The 18151-nt window shown below is 46.3% G+C and carries 16 protein-coding genes; 2 read left to right on the top strand and 14 right to left on the bottom strand.

The genetic code is table 11. From position 1 onward, the window contains the following. Nucleotides 1-17 precede the first annotated feature (17 nt). Nucleotides 18-1559 carry an N-acetylmuramoyl-L-alanine amidase gene (locus tag NIT04_RS07140; RefSeq protein ID WP_252502862.1) on the top strand — a complete coding sequence of 514 codons (1542 nt, stop codon included), beginning with the start codon at nt 18-20 and terminating at the stop codon, nt 1557-1559. Nucleotides 1560-1826: 267 nt separating this feature from the next. On the opposite strand, the gene dtd is transcribed toward NIT04_RS07140, so the two are convergent. The 7 genes from dtd to NIT04_RS07105 all read right to left on the bottom strand — a co-directional run bounded on the left by dtd (nt 1827) and on the right by NIT04_RS07105 (nt 10741). Next, a complete protein-coding gene (dtd, locus tag NIT04_RS07135; RefSeq protein ID WP_252502861.1) occupies nt 1827-2270 on the bottom strand; it encodes a D-aminoacyl-tRNA deacylase in 444 nt (147 codons plus the stop codon). Nucleotides 2271-2286: 16 nt separating this feature from the next. Continuing rightward, nucleotides 2287-4482: a bifunctional (p)ppGpp synthetase/guanosine-3',5'-bis(diphosphate) 3'-pyrophosphohydrolase gene (locus NIT04_RS07130; RefSeq protein ID WP_252502860.1), complete on the bottom strand. Its 2196-nt coding sequence runs from the start codon at nt 4480-4482 to the stop codon at nt 2287-2289. A gap of 129 nt (nt 4483-4611) precedes the next feature. Beyond that, a complete protein-coding gene (locus NIT04_RS07125; protein WP_252502859.1) occupies nt 4612-5124 on the bottom strand; it encodes an adenine phosphoribosyltransferase in 513 nt (170 codons plus the stop codon). Beyond that, complete coding sequence (recJ, locus tag NIT04_RS07120) at nt 5115-7463, bottom strand: single-stranded-DNA-specific exonuclease RecJ (protein ID WP_252502858.1); 2349 nt, start codon at nt 7461-7463, stop codon at nt 5115-5117. Before recJ ends, NIT04_RS07125 begins: the two co-directional genes overlap by 10 nt. A gap of 134 nt (nt 7464-7597) precedes the next feature. Then, complete coding sequence (locus tag NIT04_RS07115; protein ID WP_252502857.1) at nt 7598-7924, bottom strand: lipopolysaccharide assembly LapA domain-containing protein; 327 nt, start codon at nt 7922-7924, stop codon at nt 7598-7600. Between the two features lie 100 nt (nt 7925-8024). Next, nucleotides 8025-10298 carry a protein translocase subunit SecDF gene (gene secDF, locus NIT04_RS07110; RefSeq protein WP_252502856.1) on the bottom strand — a complete coding sequence of 758 codons (2274 nt, stop codon included), beginning with the start codon at nt 10296-10298 and terminating at the stop codon, nt 8025-8027. A gap of 131 nt (nt 10299-10429) precedes the next feature. Continuing rightward, nucleotides 10430-10741: a post-transcriptional regulator gene (locus tag NIT04_RS07105; RefSeq protein WP_252502855.1), complete on the bottom strand. Its 312-nt coding sequence runs from the start codon at nt 10739-10741 to the stop codon at nt 10430-10432. 96 nt (nt 10742-10837) lie between these two features. On the opposite strand from NIT04_RS07105, the gene NIT04_RS07100 reads away from it, so the two are divergent. Beyond that, nucleotides 10838-12355 carry a polysaccharide biosynthesis protein gene (locus NIT04_RS07100; RefSeq protein WP_252502854.1) on the top strand — a complete coding sequence of 506 codons (1518 nt, stop codon included), beginning with the start codon at nt 10838-10840 and terminating at the stop codon, nt 12353-12355. Here the strand turns inward: NIT04_RS07100 and NIT04_RS07095 are convergent. From NIT04_RS07095 to NIT04_RS07065, 7 genes are all read right to left on the bottom strand, one after another. Next, on the bottom strand, nt 12349-12990 hold the full coding sequence (locus NIT04_RS07095) for a DUF421 domain-containing protein (RefSeq protein WP_252502853.1): 642 nt from the start codon (nt 12988-12990) through the stop codon (nt 12349-12351). The genes NIT04_RS07100 and NIT04_RS07095 overlap by 7 nt on opposite strands. 115 nt (nt 12991-13105) lie before the next feature. Continuing rightward, nucleotides 13106-13381 carry a preprotein translocase subunit YajC gene (yajC, locus tag NIT04_RS07090; protein WP_252502852.1) on the bottom strand — a complete coding sequence of 92 codons (276 nt, stop codon included), beginning with the start codon at nt 13379-13381 and terminating at the stop codon, nt 13106-13108. A gap of 36 nt (nt 13382-13417) precedes the next feature. Next, nucleotides 13418-14557 (bottom strand): tRNA guanosine(34) transglycosylase Tgt, encoded by a 1140-nt coding sequence (tgt, locus tag NIT04_RS07085; RefSeq protein WP_252502851.1) that lies wholly within the window; start codon nt 14555-14557, stop codon nt 13418-13420. 38 nt (nt 14558-14595) lie between these two features. Next, complete coding sequence (gene queA, locus NIT04_RS07080; RefSeq protein ID WP_252502850.1) at nt 14596-15636, bottom strand: tRNA preQ1(34) S-adenosylmethionine ribosyltransferase-isomerase QueA; 1041 nt, start codon at nt 15634-15636, stop codon at nt 14596-14598. Between the two features lie 47 nt (nt 15637-15683). Next, a complete protein-coding gene (gene ruvB / locus NIT04_RS07075) occupies nt 15684-16688 on the bottom strand; it encodes a Holliday junction branch migration DNA helicase RuvB (RefSeq protein WP_252502849.1) in 1005 nt (334 codons plus the stop codon). A 31-nt stretch (nt 16689-16719) separates the two neighbouring features. Next, nucleotides 16720-17322, bottom strand: coding sequence for a Holliday junction branch migration protein RuvA (gene ruvA, locus NIT04_RS07070; protein ID WP_252502848.1), 603 nt, complete (start codon nt 17320-17322; stop codon nt 16720-16722). A 106-nt stretch (nt 17323-17428) separates the two neighbouring features. Then, the gene (locus NIT04_RS07065) at nt 17429-18151 is read right to left on the bottom strand and encodes a YebC/PmpR family DNA-binding transcriptional regulator (RefSeq protein WP_252502847.1); all 723 of its coding nucleotides are present in this window, start codon (nt 18149-18151) and stop codon (nt 17429-17431) included.

Genomic DNA, 18151 nt, shown 5'->3' with positions numbered 1-18151 from the left:
AAAGGGAGAGTGATAGTTTGTCAAAATTTAGCAAATGGATTCTAGCTATCATCCTTTTCGCTTCGATTGTTTGCGAGATGCCGACAATTTCCGCGAAAGGCGAAACAATCATCATTAACACGAAATCCCTGAATGTTCGTTCAGGACCTGGTCTTACCTACCCGGTCACCGGCTCAATGAAAAAGGGTGAGCGCGCAGAAGTGCTATCCACTTCGGGTGATTGGCATGAAATCAGATTCGGATCGGGCACAGGATGGATCGCTTCATGGCTTGTCGTCAACGAGGAAGCGAAGGAGCTTGCGGCAATGAGTGCCGTTTCCAAAGTGAATGCACTGAATATCCGCACCGAGCCATCATTAAACGCAGCGGTCATTGGCCAAATGAATGCCGGCGAATCAGCTGTGATGACAGGTCGACAAGGGGAATGGGCTTCCATCGTCAAAAACGGCATCGACGGTTGGGTACATACTGATTACATTACTGAAATACCGCAGAGTGAAAAAAGACAGACAAGTACGGTAGACAAGCCGGACATCGGTTCAGAGCAATTTACCGTATCGGTCGATGCGCTGAATGTAAGAAAAGCGCCGGGTTTATCTTCAAAGAAAGTCGGTCTGATCCGGAAAGGGGAATCCTACTCCGTTAAAGAAATAGACGGAAACTGGGTTCGTCTATCTTTAGGCAAGAAGGCTACCGGTTGGGTCTATTCATTCCACGGCACTCTTGGTGCGAAAAGCGTGACAGGAAGCGGAAGCAATACTACTTTAAGTAGTAAAAAAGTGACTGTGCTGACGAACGGCACAAATATCCGATCTTCTTCAACGACTTCGTCATCTATCGTCACAAGGGCCAATGCCGGCGAAAAATTGACGGTAATCGGGGAAGAAGGAGATTGGTACAATGTTTCACTTTCTTCAGGAGAGACAGCTTTCATAGCCAAATGGGTCGTTTCAACAGGGGATGTCGCCTTGGCGGACCGAACAGATAAACCGAAGCAAAAGGCTAGAGCATCCGGTACTTTAAACGGACTTACAATCGTTGTCGATGCGGGACACGGCGGCAATGACCGCGGCACGACCGGCATGCAAGGCACAGACGAGAAGCTGCTCACATTGATGACCGCCGAGTTATTGTCCGCCAAACTGAAAGCAGCGGGTGCGAATGTCGTCATGACGCGCGAATCCGACACGTATGTTTCATTGCGTAAGCGCGTGGCCGTCAGCCATCAGTCAGGCGCAGACGCTTTCATCAGCATCCATTACGACGCGAATCCCGATACGTCAATTACCGGTTTTACAACGTATTACACACATACGAGTCAAAAATCGCTAGCCTCCTCCATTAATGATGGACTAGACTCGACGATTTCGCTGCGGAATCGCGGCGCGCAGCCTGCCAACTTTCTAGTGTTGCGGGAAAATCGTCAAAATGCCGTCCTCATCGAATTAGGATTTTTATCGAATCCATCGGAAGAGCGAATTTTGACGACTGAAATGTTCCGTGAACAAGCAACTCACGGAATTTATCAAGGTCTGCTCGATCATTTTGATGCAAATTAACAAAAACGCAGCCCTGTTTTATGAGGGGCTGCGTCAGCCTGTTGACAAACGCTCGCATCCGTTGTTGCTCGTGTCGCTCGTCCGCTCATGAACATTAGTTCTATTCGCGTCTTCGCTCCACTTCGCGCCTAGGCTGACAAGCGTTTTCAATCAGGCTGAGAATATGTCTATTTATAGTGTTTTTCCCCTAAAATCGAGTGTAGACAAAGTCAAATAACGACTTTGTCTACACTCTGTCGCAGCCTATTTTACAACGGGCTGCGTTTTTTATTTTTTCGACTCTATAATGATCGTCACTGGACCGTCGTTGATAAGGCTTACGTCCATCATGGCGCCGAAGACTCCGGTTTCCACCTTCAAGCCTTGCTCACGGAGCGCTTCATTGAAGTAGTTCCAAATGGGCTGCGCCTTTTCCGGTCTTGCCGCTTCAATGAAGCTTGGACGGCGGCCTTTTCTTACGTCTCCGTACAACGTGAATTGGGAGACGGAAAGGATTTCGCCATCCACTTCATCGATGGAACGGTTCATCTTCCCTTCTTCATCCTCCCACAGCCGAAGACCTGCGACCTTTTTTGCAATATAGTCGGCATCCTGTTCCGTATCATCGTGCGTAATTCCAACGAGAAGGACATACCCTTTCCGAATGGAGCCGGTCACCTCACCATCGACCGTTACGGAGGCATTGCCTGACCTTTGTAAAACGACCTTCATTCAAACACCTTCCTGCTTAATGGATCACCCGTTGCACGGAATAGATATCGCGTATTTGTTTAATGCGGTCCACAATTCTATGCAAATGGGCAATATCCGTAATTTTAATTGTCATGCTAATTTTCGCAAGCTTATCACGATCCGCTTTGCCGCTCACCGCCACGATCGGTGTCTTCGAATCGGCCACCATCATCATCACTTCATTCAGAAGTCCTTGGCGGTCAAATGCAGAAATTTCGATATCGACTTGGAACTCTTTGCGTTCATTGTTCATATCGACCGACCATTCGACGTCAATAAGCCGATCACTGTCCTCATCGGTAGCGATATTCGGACAATCTGCCCGGTGTACTGAAACACCACGACCTTTCGTAATGAATCCGACAATTTCATCACCTGGAATCGGATTGCAGCATTTTGAAAGACGGATAAGCAAGTTCTCAAGACCTCTGACAATCACTCCCGATTCTGTCGTCCGGACAGGCTGTGGAGTTTTCATATCTGAAACGATTTTATCGATCGCATCCTGTTGATCCCGCTCCCGGCGAATCTTTTCCGCGAGCCTGTTGACGACTTGTTGTGCGGTTATGCCATTGGATCCGACTGCAGCATACATGTCCTCTTCAGAAGTGAAGCTGAATTTGTCGATCGCCCGCTGAATGTTTTCAGTAGTGAGGACGGCTTTCGGATCAAATTCCTGTAGCTTCACTTCCCTTTCAACGAGTTCCGAGCCTTTGATAATATTCTCTTCCCTCAGCTGCTTCTTGAAATATTGACGGATTTTATTCCTCGCCTGAGAAGTGTTGGCTATTTTCAGCCAGTCACGGCTCGGTCCAAACGATTGCTTTGATGTGAGTATTTCGACAATGTCGCCTGTGAACAACTCTGTATCCAGCGGTACCATCTTACCGTTCACTTTTGCACCAATTGTCCGGTTTCCGACTTCAGAATGGACACGGTATGCAAAATCGATAGGCACCGAGCCTTTCGGGATCTCAATGACGTCGCCATCCGGAGTGAATACGTACACCATGTCCGAAAACAGATCGAACTTCAAAGATTCCATGAACTCCTCGGCATTTGAGGATTCGTTTTGGAATTCAAGTATTTCCCGGAACCATTTCAGTTTGGAATCAATATTATCAGGTTTCTCCGAGACGGTTTTCCCCTCTTTATACGCCCAGTGCGCCGCCACCCCATATTCAGCGATCCTATGCATTTCCTCCGTCCGGATTTGGACTTCTAGCGGATCACCCGCCGGACCGACTACCGTTGTATGGATAGATTGATAAAGGTTCTGTTTCGGCATTGCAATATAGTCTTTGAACCTTCCCGGCATCGGCTTCCATAACGTATGAATGATTCCAAGCACCGCATAACAATCCTTAATGCTTTTGACGATGATGCGGATGGCAAGAAGATCATAAATTTCATTGAATTCCTTATTTTGCAGGATCATTTTACGGTAAATGGAATACAGATGCTTAGGTCTGCCATTAATATCAGCTTCGATGCCCATTTCTGCTATTTCCGCCCGTATCGTATCCATGACGTTCAATAAATACTTTTCCCGCTCATCCCGTTTTTTCTTCATCATGTTGACAATCCGGTAATATTGCTGAGGATTCAAATAACGGAGCGCAGTGTCTTCCAGTTCCCATTTGATTGTGGAAATTCCGAGCCGATGTGCAAGCGGTGCGAAAATATCGAGAGTTTCAGATGCTACCCTCCGTTGCTTTTCATCCGAGACATGTTTCAATGTCCGCATATTATGGAGACGGTCCGCAAGCTTAATAAGAATGACTCTGATATCCCTCGCCATCGCAATGAACATTTTGCGGTGGTTCTCTGCCTGTTTTTCCTCGTTCGATTTGAATTTCAGCTTTTCCAATTTCGTCACGCCGTCAACGAGCTTCGCCACTTCTTCACCGAATTCATGAATGATATCTTCGCGGCTAACATCAGTGTCCTCCACGACATCATGGAGGAATCCTGCGGCGACTGTGGAAGGATCCATCTGCAACTCTGCTAAAATGCCTGCCACTTGGATAGGGTGCAGTATATATGGTTCACCAGAACTTCTGAATTGCCCTTCATGAGCAGCCTTCGCTGCCTCATACGCCTTTTTGACGAACGCGACATGCTGTCCATTCATATACGAGGCAACGATTTCAAATATATCTTCTGCCGTCATGTCACGATTTTTCGCCATTTTTCTACTCCTTTCAACTAATTCCGCAAAAAAAATTAAAGATAATTCTATTGTATGTATAAACCGGCAAGAATGTAAAGCCCTTAGAACTAAAAAAAGAGCCTCCGCTTTTCCGCGGAGGGTCTTTCATCAATAAGTGATAAGTGCTTGAATATCATAGCCTTCTAGCTTTTCACGGCCATTCAAATAGGACAGCTCAATTAAGAAAGCGCATCCTGCAACTACTCCACCTAATTTTTCCACAAGTTCAACAGTTGCGCCGACCGTTCCGCCTGTAGCAAGCAGATCGTCCACGATCAACACACGTTGACCAGGCTTGATGGCATCCTTATGGATGGTCAAAGAATCCTTGCCATACTCAAGATCGTATTCAACCGCAATCGTCTCCCGCGGCAATTTACCTGGTTTACGGACTGGTGCAAAACCTACTTCCAATGCATACGCGACAGGACATCCGATGATGAAGCCCCTCGCTTCGGGACCGACGATAATATCCGTCCCCACTTTCCTTGCAAATTCGACTATCTGATCGGTCGCATATTTATACGCTTCCCCGTTATCCATGATTGTCGTAATATCTTTAAAGCTGATGCCTTCTTTCGGATAGTCCGGGACGATTGTCACGAAACTTTTCAAATCCATAATTGTTCCTCCCTATTGACGGTTTCTTTGCAGATTTCATCGAACCAATTTTTCAGTTCCATATATGGTGCATATACAAGCATCTTTTCCAATTCAATCTGACGCTCTCTCTGTTGGTAAGAAGGTGCCTCGGAAAGGCTTTTCTTCCCTGCATCCTCCATGACATGAACAAGACCACTCTCTATCTTAACAAATCCAAGCTCAGAAAACACCTTTGTCATGAAATAAATCGTATCTACCTTCCAACCTCTATGCTTAGATAATTCCTGTCCTTGCTTCCGTAAATCAAATGAGCCACGCTTCTTCAAAAAGCTGTAATACCAGCCGAAATGCTCGCGTCCCGGAATCCCTTCAAAATACAGGGATTCATTGACAAAGAAATGGGCGTACACCCGTTTTGGATTCGTCTTTTCAATCAATTCTTTCATCTGCTCCGTCCCTGCCGGCATATCCAATATGATCACATGGTCGGTTTCAGACAGCTCCACTTCACCGAACTGATGGATTTCTACATTTTTCAAAATCGGCTTGAAATAGGGGATTGATGTTTCTTGGAATGCAATAAATAAATTATTTTTTTTCGGGATGATGGAAATCCAGCGATTCGGCTCCCGTATCCCTCGCAAGTCGAATAACTGCCGATCTTTTGACTGAATATCGTTAAGCAACATTTGCGGTTTTTTACGGCCGTTCCATTCATTCACCTGTAAATCTCCGGTGACGGATAGTGTTACGCCTGGACTCATTTCGTCAGCGATTGACCCATTTCCAAAGCCGATGACGTCAAGTGAATCTACCCCATCGGACAATTCAAGCTTCAAATGATTTTTTGCTGCACCGATTTTTCTCACGGAAGATGCAGAAAGGTTTTCAATTAAAAAAACAGGCTTCTCAAACGCCACTCCGAATGGTCGGAGCAATTCCATCGCTTCCAAAACTTCGACATCGATTTCTCCGACTTCAAGCGGAACATCGATCTTCAATTTCGGAGTGAGCATATCGTCTGTCAAATTCAATTTCCCTTGATCATTCAATCGACTGCGGAGCGTATCGACATCCTCCAGCTGAAGCGACATGCCCGCCGCCATCTCATGGCCACCAAAATGGGAAAGGACATCCGCAGTCTTCGAAAGCTCTTTGAATAAATCAAAACCCGCAATGCTCCGGCCGGAACCTTTCGCAATTCCCGTTTCACGGTCTATGGAAAGGACAATCGACGGTCTATAATACTTTTCGGTCAACCGGGATGCAACAATACCGACGACACCTGGATTCCAGCCTTCCCCTGCAATGACGATGACATACGGCAGCATATCTCCATACATGTCAATCATCGCCCGATCCGCCTCATCCGCTATTTTAGTGACGAGCCCCTGTCTTTCCTTATTCAACGTATCCAACTGCTCGGCAATCGACATCGCTTCCAATCGATCTTCCGTTTTCAACAAATGGACAGCCGAATCCGCACTGCCTAAACGCCCTGGTGCATTCAATCGCGGGCCGATCATGAAACCGAGTGATTCCTCGGATAGAGTATGCTGATCGGTTCCACTCACTTTTACGAGCGCTTGTATGGCTGGCCGTTCCGACCTCCTCATCCGCCTGATCCCTTCCTTGACGATGAATCTGTTTTCATCCTTCAACGGAACGAGATCGGCGACAGTGCCGATAGCAGCAATTTCATACAGCTCTTCCGGCACTTCTCCTAGCAAGGCACAAGCCAGCTTAAAGGCAACGCCTACACCCGCAAGCTCGCCGAAAGGGTAATTCCCATCCGGATGCCGCGGATGAATGATTGCATCTGCTATCGGAAGTTCATCCCCGATTTCATGGTGATCGGTCACAATGATATCCATCCCGACGGATTTGGCATAAGCAACTGCGTCCAAACCAGAGATTCCATTATCGACAGTGATGATCAATGAAGTGCCCTTTTTGTGCAATTCATCAAACAACTCGATATTCGGCCCATAGCCGTGTTCGAACCGGTTCGGAATGGCAAAGTCAACGTTCGCACCAAGCTGTTCGAGAGCAGTCGTCAATACGGTGACGCTCGTAACTCCATCCGCATCGTAATCGCCATAGACGGTTATCTGTTCACCTGTTTCGACCGCTTTGAAAATACGCTCGACTGCTTTATCCATATCGTAAAGCAAAAACGGGTCGTGCAAACAGTTTTCTTCCATATGTAAGAAGGACTTAGCTTCCTCCACATCCGAAAAGCCTCGTGAAACGAGGATTTTGGCATGGATTGAAGGGATACTAAGCTCTTTCATGAATGTATTTACGATTGTTTCATCGGGACGATTGATCGTCCATGTTTTCATCGATTCTATCAAAATGGCTCACATCCTCTTATGCCCATTATATCGAAAGACGACGGACTCTTAAAGGGGATATGCGGATTGCATGTAAATTAATATTTGAGAGGTTTCAACGCATAAAAAAGCATCCTGTGTGGGGGATGCTTTGCTTACAGCTTCTCATCTTTGATGATTGGTTCTGCTAGATGTTGAAGCGCGGCTATTTCATTTTGCTGTGTTGCAATCGTGATTTCCTTTGCGGTCATTTCCTTTTTCAATTCATTGATCTGCCTGTTAGATCGAATAGATCTGAACATCGCCATGAAACCGCTGATGGCCGCGCCGAGCAGTGCTGTGAAAAGAATGACGAGGATGAGTGGCAGATGCGCTTTTCCGAACAAGTAGTTCACTTGGACAGATTCGACGTTAAGTATGGCGAAAACGGCAATGATAATGGCAAAAAGAATACTAAGTATTAACGACCATTGCATCTTCATTCTTCTTCACCTTCCCTTTCAATCAAATAAAAAGAACAGGATATACACTTAGGTATACCCTGTTCCGTTGAGATTTGAAACTTCTGAGGAGCTATGGTCATCAGACTACCGGCTCATCAGAACCCCATTGCTTTTTCTCTTTATCGACTTTCAATGTGCCCGCTTTTTCAAGTTCTTTCTTCTTCAAGTCAAACCAGATTTGAGCTGAGATGAAGATGGAAGAATACGTTCCAGCGAGCAATCCGATCAGTAAGGCGATCGAGAATGGACGGATCGCTTCCGCTCCGAGGGCGATCAATGCAACGACGACAAAGACGACTGTCAAGACGGTGTTCACTGAACGTCCCAATGTTTGACGGAGTGATTTATTAACGATATCCGCCAACTCCTTTGCATCGTTGATCTTGCCGACTTTATGCAAGTTCTCCCTGATTCGGTCGAACGTTACGATTGTATCGTTGATCGAATATCCGACAATCGTTAATACGGCAGCGATGAATGTAATGTCCACTTCAAGCCTTGATATACTGAACACGGCTACCATGAAAAATGCATCATGGATCAAGCCGATAATTGAGGAAACACCCATGCGCCATTCGAAACGGAATGCGACATAGACGACGATACCAAGTGCAGCGACTAGCAATGCTTTCAACGCATTTCCAGCAAGTTCTTTACCAACTGTATCAGAAACTGTAGAAATGTTCGGGTCAGAACCGTAGTGAGCCTCTAAATCTTTTTTGAACTTGTTGACAGTTTCTTGCTTAAATTCTTCTTTATAACGAGCAACACCAATATTGTTCGTATCGCCGGAAATGACGATGTCTGTTGAAGGGTGGCCGATTTTCTCAAGAGTACCAGAGACTTCCTCGGCGGTTAAAGGTTTGTCCGATAAGATTTCAACACGCGTACCGCCTGCAAAGTCAATCCCGAGGTTTAATTTGAAGATCCCGAGAACAATGATTCCAGCAATAATCAATGCCATCGAAATGACATAGAACTTCTTACGGGAATGAACAAAGTCAAACCGGTCAAATTTCGTTGTAAGGTCAAGCGTGTCCACATTTTCTTCAGGTGCGTGGACCCGGCTTTTCGAAATTCCGAATAGACCTGTCTTGCCATCAAGCATCCCGCTATTGACGAGAAGACCCAGCAATAGACGTGAGCCCCAAACAGCTGTCAAGAAGCTGACGAGGATACTGATGATTAGCATTGTTGCAAAGCCTTTGACGGAGCTTGTCCCGAAAATGAATAGGACAACAGCTGCGAGCAAAGTTGTGATATTGGCATCCAATATGGCAGTGAACGCAGATTTCGCACCTACCGAGAAAGCTGTCTTTACTGATTTCCCTACACGGAGTTCTTCTCTAATCCTCTCGTATGTCAGGATATTCGCATCGACTGCCATACCGACCCCGAGCATCAGAGCTGCAATTCCCGGAAGTGTAAGAACTCCGTTAATGCTTGTGAAGACAGTAAGGATCAGGTAGATATAGACGGATAGTGTAATAATTGCCACAAATCCAGGAATACGGTAATAAATTAGCATGAAAATGAAAATAAGAGATATACCAACGATTCCAGCAAGAATCGTTTTATCCAACGCCTGTGCTCCGAATTGAGCACCAACAGAAGTAGAATATATTTCTTCTAGATGGACTGGGAGTGCCCCGGCATTCAAAATGCCTGCCAAGCTCTTAGTTTCTTCCACTGTGAAGCTTCCTGAAATTTCAACATTAGATGAATTGATAACTTGACTTACATAAGGCGCAGAAATGAATTTTGGTTTTTCCTTCATTCTTTCCTCTTTGTATGAATCGACGCCTTCTTCAAAGTCCATCCAGATGACCATAACGTTTTCGGGAGCTTTTGCTTTAATTTCAGCTGTCACTTGCCCGAATTTATCAGGGTCTTTCATCTCAAGTGTAACGACAGGATTACCATTTTGACCGAAGTTGGCTTTCGCCTTTCCTTCTTTTAAATCATTTCCATCCAACATAAGATTGTCGTCCGCATCCCTGAATGTCAGGTTTGCTTGAGTGGATAATAGCTCACGAGCCGATTCCTGATCTTCCACACCGGCTAATTGCACGCGAATCCTGTTATTTGATTCGACTTGAATGATGGGCTCACTTACTCCGAGCACATCGACACGGTTACGTAATGCGCCCGCTGTATCGGCTACAATATCTTCCGTAATTTTTTGGCCTTCTTTACCTTTAAGTGGCTGAACCTCATAAAGGACTTCGAAGCCCCCTTGCAGATCCAGGCCGAGCCTTACATCTTTAATAATCGGTTTTACCGTACCGCCTATCAATGATCCCAACAAGACGAGCAATAATAGAAACGATACGATCCGGCTTCTTTTCTTCATAAATTAGTTCCCCCTCTGTACGTGGAGCGCTAAGACGATTGCTATGTACAGTTTTTAAAAAAATATAACACTCCAATTATGAAACAGAGAATAGCATCTGTCAAATAGTTGGACATTCGTAGAACAGTTGCTCATGACTTACTTTTCGGTGAAAGAAGCAGCTGCAACTCATCATTGTTCAGATCCGAGAACCAGTTGGAACCCCTTTGTTCCTCGATTTGTGTATATGTCATAAATTCAGCAGGAGTCAATGACAACACGCCATTTACAATTTCATGGATCCGCATTGTCGACACATTTTTCTTCCGCCATTTCTTACGTATGCAATATTTCCATATTTCTTCATTCGTCACCGTTGGATAGCCGTATAGACGGAATTCATCCCGTTTGCTTTGAATAGCAGGTATGGCATGTTTAAATATTTGTTCGAATTGAATCGTCACGTTCTCCATCCCTTTCCCGTTCAGTCGTAAATAGACAAACCTATGCATAGATTTAGTGTATACGAAATGACCGGAATTGAGAAGGAGTTGTTTTCATTGTCCACTTTCATCCGTGGAACTGCCATACTGATGATTGCCGTTTTCATGTCCAAGCTATTGGGATTCGTCTATCGCATCCAATTCATGCGAGTGGCGGGAGAAGAAGCGGTCGGCATTTATATGACCGCCTACCCCGCTTTCATATTTTTCCTCTCGCTCGTCCAATTAGGTGTGCCGATTGCCGTTGCGAAGGTGATTGCGGAATTGAAAGTGAAAGGCGAAACCGCGAAGCTTCCTGCTGTAATGAAAACAGCGACTTTCATTACAATTATCACAGGGGCGGTATTCATCCCACTATCTATTCTTTTCATCCCGTATTTATCGGAAACCTTATTGGGGAGCGCAGCTACTTCCACTACATTATATGTGGGGATTGCCATCATTCCGATTGCCGCTGTTTGCGGGTTGATCCGCGGATATTTTCAAGGGATTGTCAGGATTGAAGAAACGGCCTGGTCTCAAATTATTGAACAATTATTCCGGATTGTTTTGATTACATGGCTCTTGCCAATGCTGCTCGTCCCGGACAATAACCCGATGAATGCCGCTTATGCGATGGGCATCACATTGCTTGCGGAAGGACTGTCAGCCTGTTATCTCTGGTTCAAATATCAACAACATAAACGCCGTGATAGGAAACCTGTAGTAAAGAAAGTGAGATATCCGATGGAGCCACTCCTATCTATTGCACTTCCATCATCAGGAAGCAGATTATTCGGGACTTTCACGTGGTTCCTCGAACCGATCATTTTTTTGCGTGCCCTTTCAATGGCAGGGGTCGGGGCAGTGGCGGCCACATCGCTCTATGGGGTCATCTCTGGTGTTCTCATCCCATTGCTGCTCTTTCCCTCATTCATTCCTTACGCGTTGTCTGTCGTGCTCGTGCCGGCTGTGAGCGGAGCTGCAGCTTCGAGCAATAAACAGAAGCTTCGAGAGCGGATTCATTTGGCGCTGCGCCTTTCCGCTTTGACCGGTGCTTTTGCAGCAGCCGTATTTTATATTCATGGGCAGGAGCTTGCAGAAAAGCTTTTCCATATTAGCGATGGCGGGTCCTATATGTCATTGTTAGCACCGATCTTTTTCTTCTATTACATCCAAAGCCCGTTGTATTCCATATTGCAAGCGACAGGGGATGCAAAAGCCGGGATGATGAATTCGGTTTACGGGGGAATTGCCAAACTGGGTGTCATGTTCGTATTAGCATCCCAGCCTGGACTGCAGGAGACCGGGGCAGTGGTTGCAATCGGATTCGGGGTTCTAGTTACGTCCTTCCTCCACATCGCAACGTTGCGGAAAAATAAAGCCGCGGCAGCCGGATTTACGATGTTCGCCCTGCCGTATGTATCCTTCATCATGACAGCAGTCATACGTCCTATCTTCATCCCGATAGGCCAGTTCGGGTTACTGACCGAATGCGTTATTACAACCGTATTTCTTCTAGTCATCTTGCTGCTGTTCGGGCAAGTGAAGAAAAATGATGTCCTCATGCTCAAAAGGCTGACGAAGATTTACTGATAGTCTTTCTTTAGTTGATAGTGCAATTCCCCTTGCTCAAATGAACAATAGAAGATATGTTCGACGTCATTCACACCTTGTTCTTTCAACTTTCCGACGAGCCATTTTTCGGATTTCCCGATCATTTGGACATGGCGGCTTTGGATTACGCCGTCAGAAATGAGGGCAAGGACCGGCTGAGTGTTCTCGTATGTGAATACTGACAGATTGCCGGAAGGCTCCAAATATGCATAGGACACTTCGCGAACCGAACCGATTTGCTGTTCGCGAAGCTGTTGGAATAAGTCGTCCAAATTGTATCTCTGTTTTCTCATCTGCTCTTCCTGTATAATTCCGTCCTGAATAATCAAAGTAGGGTCTCCGTCGACGATATCCCTGAACTTTTTACTCTTCATGGAAATGTAGGATGTCAGCAACTGGATGCCGAGCAGAAGAAGAACGGGAAATATAGAGTGAATCAATTTCTTTTCCGGCGAATCCAATGAAAATGCGACCACTTCTGCCATAATGATAAAAACGACGACATCGAGAACGCCTAACTCGCCTACTTCCCGTTTTCCCATCACTCTAAGAATGACCACAATGAATGCATACAAAAAAATTGTCCTGAATCCGATAATTAAGAATTCATTCATACCGTTCCCTCCTTTCCATGAAAGGATGCGTTATCCTCAGTAGGAATATACAAGAACGAAAAAGAGGTGGTTCACAGTTGCAACTGTGAAACCACCTCTTTGAACATGAACACCATTATGATGCGCTTGCATCCACAACGCGCCCGACAGCTTGTCTATCGAATTGCAATGTTGTGCCGTCTGCAACTTTCAAAAAGACGGATGTGTCATCGACAGCGTCAATTACGCCGTGAAGACCGCCGATTGTAATGACTTTATCGCCGCGCTTCAAACTTTCTTGCATTTGCTTTGTCTGTTTTTGCCTTTTTTGTGCAGGTCGAATCAATAGGAACCACATGATTGCGAACATTGCAATAATTGGTAGCAACGTACCGAACATATCACCATTCATTTTCTTCCCCCCTCTTCTCGGTTCATTATACAAGATTCAAAAGTTTTTTGCATTTGGTTTATTAAATCCGTATTGTTCAAAAAATTCTTCCCTGAAGTCGCCGAGACGATCATTGCGGATTGCGTCCCGGATCTGATCCATCAACCGTAGCAAGAAGTAGAGATTGTGGTAGGAAGTCAATCGGATGCCGAATGTTTCGTTCGCTCGGATCAAGTGCCGGATATAAGCTCTGCTATAATTTTTACAAGTATAGCAATCGCAATTCGGATCCAACGGCCCGAAATCCCTCTCGTATTTTGCATTTTTCACGACGAGGCGTCCTTCGCTAGTCATGAGCGTACCATTCCTCGCAATACGTGTTGGCAATACGCAGTCAAACATGTCCACTCCGCGGATCGCTCCGTCAATCAAGGAATCAGGAGAACCGACACCCATCAAATAGCGCGGTTTGTTTTCAGGCAATAGCGGAGTCGTAAATTCTAGAGCGCGATTCATGACATCTTTCGGCTCACCGACGGACAATCCGCCGATTGCATATCCAGGGAAGTCGAGCGAGACAAGGTCTTTCGCACTTTGTTTGCGAAGTTCCTCGAATTCGCCCCCTTGGACAATTCCGAATAGCGCCTGATCCTCTGGTCGAGCATGGGCTTTCAGGCAGCGCTCCGCCCATCTTGAAGTCCTTTCCACACTTGCCTTCATATATTCGAATGTCGCGGGATACGGAGGACATTCGTCAAAAGCCATCATAATATCCGAACCAAGGTCATTTTGAATTTCCATCGCTTTTTCAGGGCTTAGGAAAAGCTTACTTCCGTTCAAGTGATGACGGAAATGGACGCCTTCTTCTTCAATTTTACGGAATTCACTTAATGAAAACACTTGAAAACCGCCTGAATCCGTCAAGATCGGCCGATCCCAATTCATGAATTTATGGAGACCGCCCGCTTCCTTAATAACGTCATGACCCGGGCGCAGCCAAAGATGATACGTGTTGCCGAGGATAATGCCTGCACCCATCTCTTTCAGTTCTTCCGGCGACATCGTCTTCACAGTCGCTTGCGTCCCGACAGGCATGAACGCCGGCGTCTCAAATGAACCATGTGGCGTATGGACGATACCGAGACGAGCCCCTGTCTGCTTGCACGTTTTTATATGTTCGTAAGTAATTGCTGCCATTTAATTAGATCCTTTCCATTTTGGGAATTTGCATCCCTTTACTTTTGTGGAGGTTTAATGAACATCGCATCCCCGAAACTGAAGAAGCGATATTTCTCCTTTACCGCTTCCTTATAGGCGGCTAATACATGCTCACGTGACACCATAGCGGAAATCAGCATGATCAATGTCGATTTCGGCAAGTGGAAGTTGGTGAGCATACCATCGAGAATGCTGAACCGGTAGCCAGGGTAGATGAATATCGACGTCCACCCGCTGGTAGGCACAATTTTTCCGTCATTTTGCGAAGCAATCGTCTCAAGCGTTCTCGCAGACGTCGTTCCGACCGCAATGACGTTTCCACCTCTCGCCTTCGCTTCGTTAATTGCATTTGCAGCCTTTTCGGTTACAGAATAATACTCCGAATGCATCGTGTGCTCTTCGATTACGTCAACACTTACAGGACGGAATGTCCCTAAGCCGACATGCAAAGTGATGAACTCGACACCTACACCTTTGTCTTTGATCTCCTGTAGGATTTCTTCGGTGAAATGAAGACCCGCAGTAGGTGCCGCGGCCGACCCTCTCTCTTTCGCAAAGACGGTCTGATAGCGCGATTGATCGTCAAGCGTCTCTGTAATATAAGGAGGGAGCGGCATTTGCCCTAACGAATCAAGGATTTCGTAGAAGATCCCTTCATAGCGGAATTTGAATATCCTTCCGCCTTGCTCAAGGATCTCAGTGCATTCAGCTTCCAATCTGCCATCCCCGAACGTCACGACAGTTCCGACTTTCACCCGCTTCGCAGGCTTTACGAGCGTCTCCCATTCATTCGCCCCCGTCTCCTTCAGAAGGAGCACTTCAATCGACGCGCCCGTATCTTCCTTCGTCCCAATCAAACGGGCAGGCAGGACACGTGTATCGTTCAGTACGATAACATCCCCTTCCTGCAGCTCGTCCACAATTTGACGGAACTGACGATGCTTGACGTCACCTGTCACTTTATCCAAAACCATCAATCTGCTTGCAGTCCGATCTTCAAGAGGCGTCTGTGCAATGAGACTTTCCGGCAACTCAAAATCAAAATCATTTACATCCATAATGCGGGTGAACTCCTTTTATGCAGTATTGAACTACTTGATTAGTATTACGTAAGCGCGTCTGGGACCACGTAACCGAAATGATCATATGCGAGTTTCGTTGCAATTCGGCCGCGCGGTGTTCGTTGAATGAAACCGATTTGCAGCAAGTAAGGTTCATAAACGTCTTCAATCGTTATGGACTCCTCGCCAATGCTTGCCGCAATCGTATCAATACCGACCGGTCCGCCGCGGAACCGTTCAATCATACTGACAAGCAATTTATGGTCAATATGATCAAGTCCATGTGAATCCACTTGCAGCATTTCAAGCGCTTCCCTTGCGATATCCATTGTAATGCTGCCGTCTCCGCGGACTTGCGCGTAATCACGCACTCTGCGCAAGAGGCGGTTGGCGATTCTAGGCGTCCCCCTCGAGCGTCTAGCTATTTCAACCGCCGCATTGGAGTCGATATCGACATCGAATAGGCTCGCACTTCTGATTACGATTTCCTTCAATGGGCCTTCCCCATAATATTCAAGGCGGAGCGGCACGCCAAAACGGTCACGAAGCGGCGCTGATAAGGAACCAGCCCTCGTCGTCGCACCGATTAACGTAAATGGCGGAAGGTCGAGGCGAATCGATTTAGCGGAAGGACCTTTACCGACAACGATGTCGAGACAAAAGTCTTCCATAGCCGGATAAAGAACTTCCTCGATCGATCGGTTCAACCGGTGGATTTCATCAATGAAAAGGACATCGCCTGGCTCCAATGACGAAACGACCGCTGCCAGATCTCCCGGCCTTTCAATCGCCGGCCCGCTCGTCATCTTCACATTGACGCCCATTTCATTTGCGATGACAGTCGCAAGCGTCGTTTTCCCAAGTCCAGGCGGACCGTATAACAGGACATGGTCCAAGCTTTCACTTCTGCCTTTTGCGGCTTGGATAAAAATACTCAGATTGTCCTTCACAGTTTCCTGTCCAATATATTGCTGCAACGTCTGAGGTCGCAAAGATTGTTCGAAGCTGTCGTCATAATTGGATTGTTCACTTGAAATGACCCGTTCCATGCACCGCTCCTCCTTCCTTATTCAACTAATATTATTTTTGTTTCAATAGCAGGCGCAATGCAAGCTTCATATAGCCTTCCGTATCCAGTTCTTCCTTTTGCATCTCCGTCTTCACTTTCGCCAATTCCCGTTGCGAATAGCCAAGCGCCTGCAATGCGAGGATGGCTTCTTCCAAAGCACCGTTTTCCGCCATGGAAAGCAACGTCACATCATCCGGCATTTCGATTTCCGTGAATAGGTCTCCGAGCTTCCCTTTGAGGTCTAGGATCATTTGACGAGCCGTCTTTTTTCCGACTCCCGGGAACTGTACGAGGAATGCTTCATCTTCCCTTTCGATTGCTCCGATCACTTGGGATGGAATGCCGCTTGCCAATATGGCGAGCGCACCCTTCGGACCGATTCCAGAGACGGTGATGAGCTTCTTAAACAACTCACGCTGTTCAAGTGATTTGAAGCCGAGTAGCCATTGCATATCTTCACGGACATGCAAATAAGTGAATACTTGTTGGACCTCTTCTGTTTGATGAAAAGCATATGGGTTAGGCGTCATGATCTGCCAGCCGATGCCGCCTTGTTCGAGCGTTATGTATTCGGGTGTTACCCGGGTGATTGTTCCTTTAATGTAATCGTACAAGTCATTCTCCCCCTAAAGTATCGAAACTATTATAGCATACGAACGGGTTTTCTACCTATTGATGTGAAATGTATCCACCAATAAAAAAAGCCGCTGATGAGGCGGCTCATTCGCTTGCGTTATGATATATGTTTTGTACGTCGTCATCGTCTTCCAATGCATCAATCATCTTTTCGAACTGCTCGGCATGATCGCCTTGCAATTCCGTATAGATCGTCGGGATCATTTCCACTTCCGCTGAAACGAATTCAATTCCTTCAGCTTCCAGTGCTTCTTTCACTTCCATGAAACCGGATGGTTCAGTAATGATTTCGAAGCCGTCTTCTGTCGACTCGATATCCTCAGCACCCGCTTCCAGCGCGGCAAGCATAATTGCTTCTTCGTCGGTTTCCTCCGTACGCTCGACAAACAAGCGTCCTTTGCGGTTGAATAGATAGCCGACTGAACCGCTTTCCCCTAAGCTACCGCCGTTTTTATTGAAAGCTACACGGATATTCGGCCCTGTCCTGTTTCGGTTCTCTGTCAAACATTGTACAAGAACCGCTACACCCCCAGGTCCATATCCTTCATAGACGACTTCCTCATAGTTTTCATCCGCACCCGCGCCAGTCGCTTTATCGATCGCTCGTTTTATGACATCATTAGGCACATTGAAGCTTTTCGATTTCTCGATTGCAAGACGGAGCGCAGGATTCATGTCTGGATCTCCGCCGCCTGATTTCGCGGCTACATATAGCTCCCTTGACATCTTTTGAAATATTTTTCCTCTTTTCGCGTCTTGTGCGCCTTTACGGTTTTGGATATTTTTCCACTTTGAATGGCCAGCCAT

Source organism: Sporosarcina sp. Marseille-Q4943 (assembly GCF_943736995.1).
Classification (GTDB): Bacteria; Bacillota; Bacilli; order Bacillales_A; family Planococcaceae; genus Sporosarcina.
The sequence above is the reverse complement of the archived record's forward strand: the minus strand, read 5'-3'. Positions and strand labels throughout refer to the sequence as shown.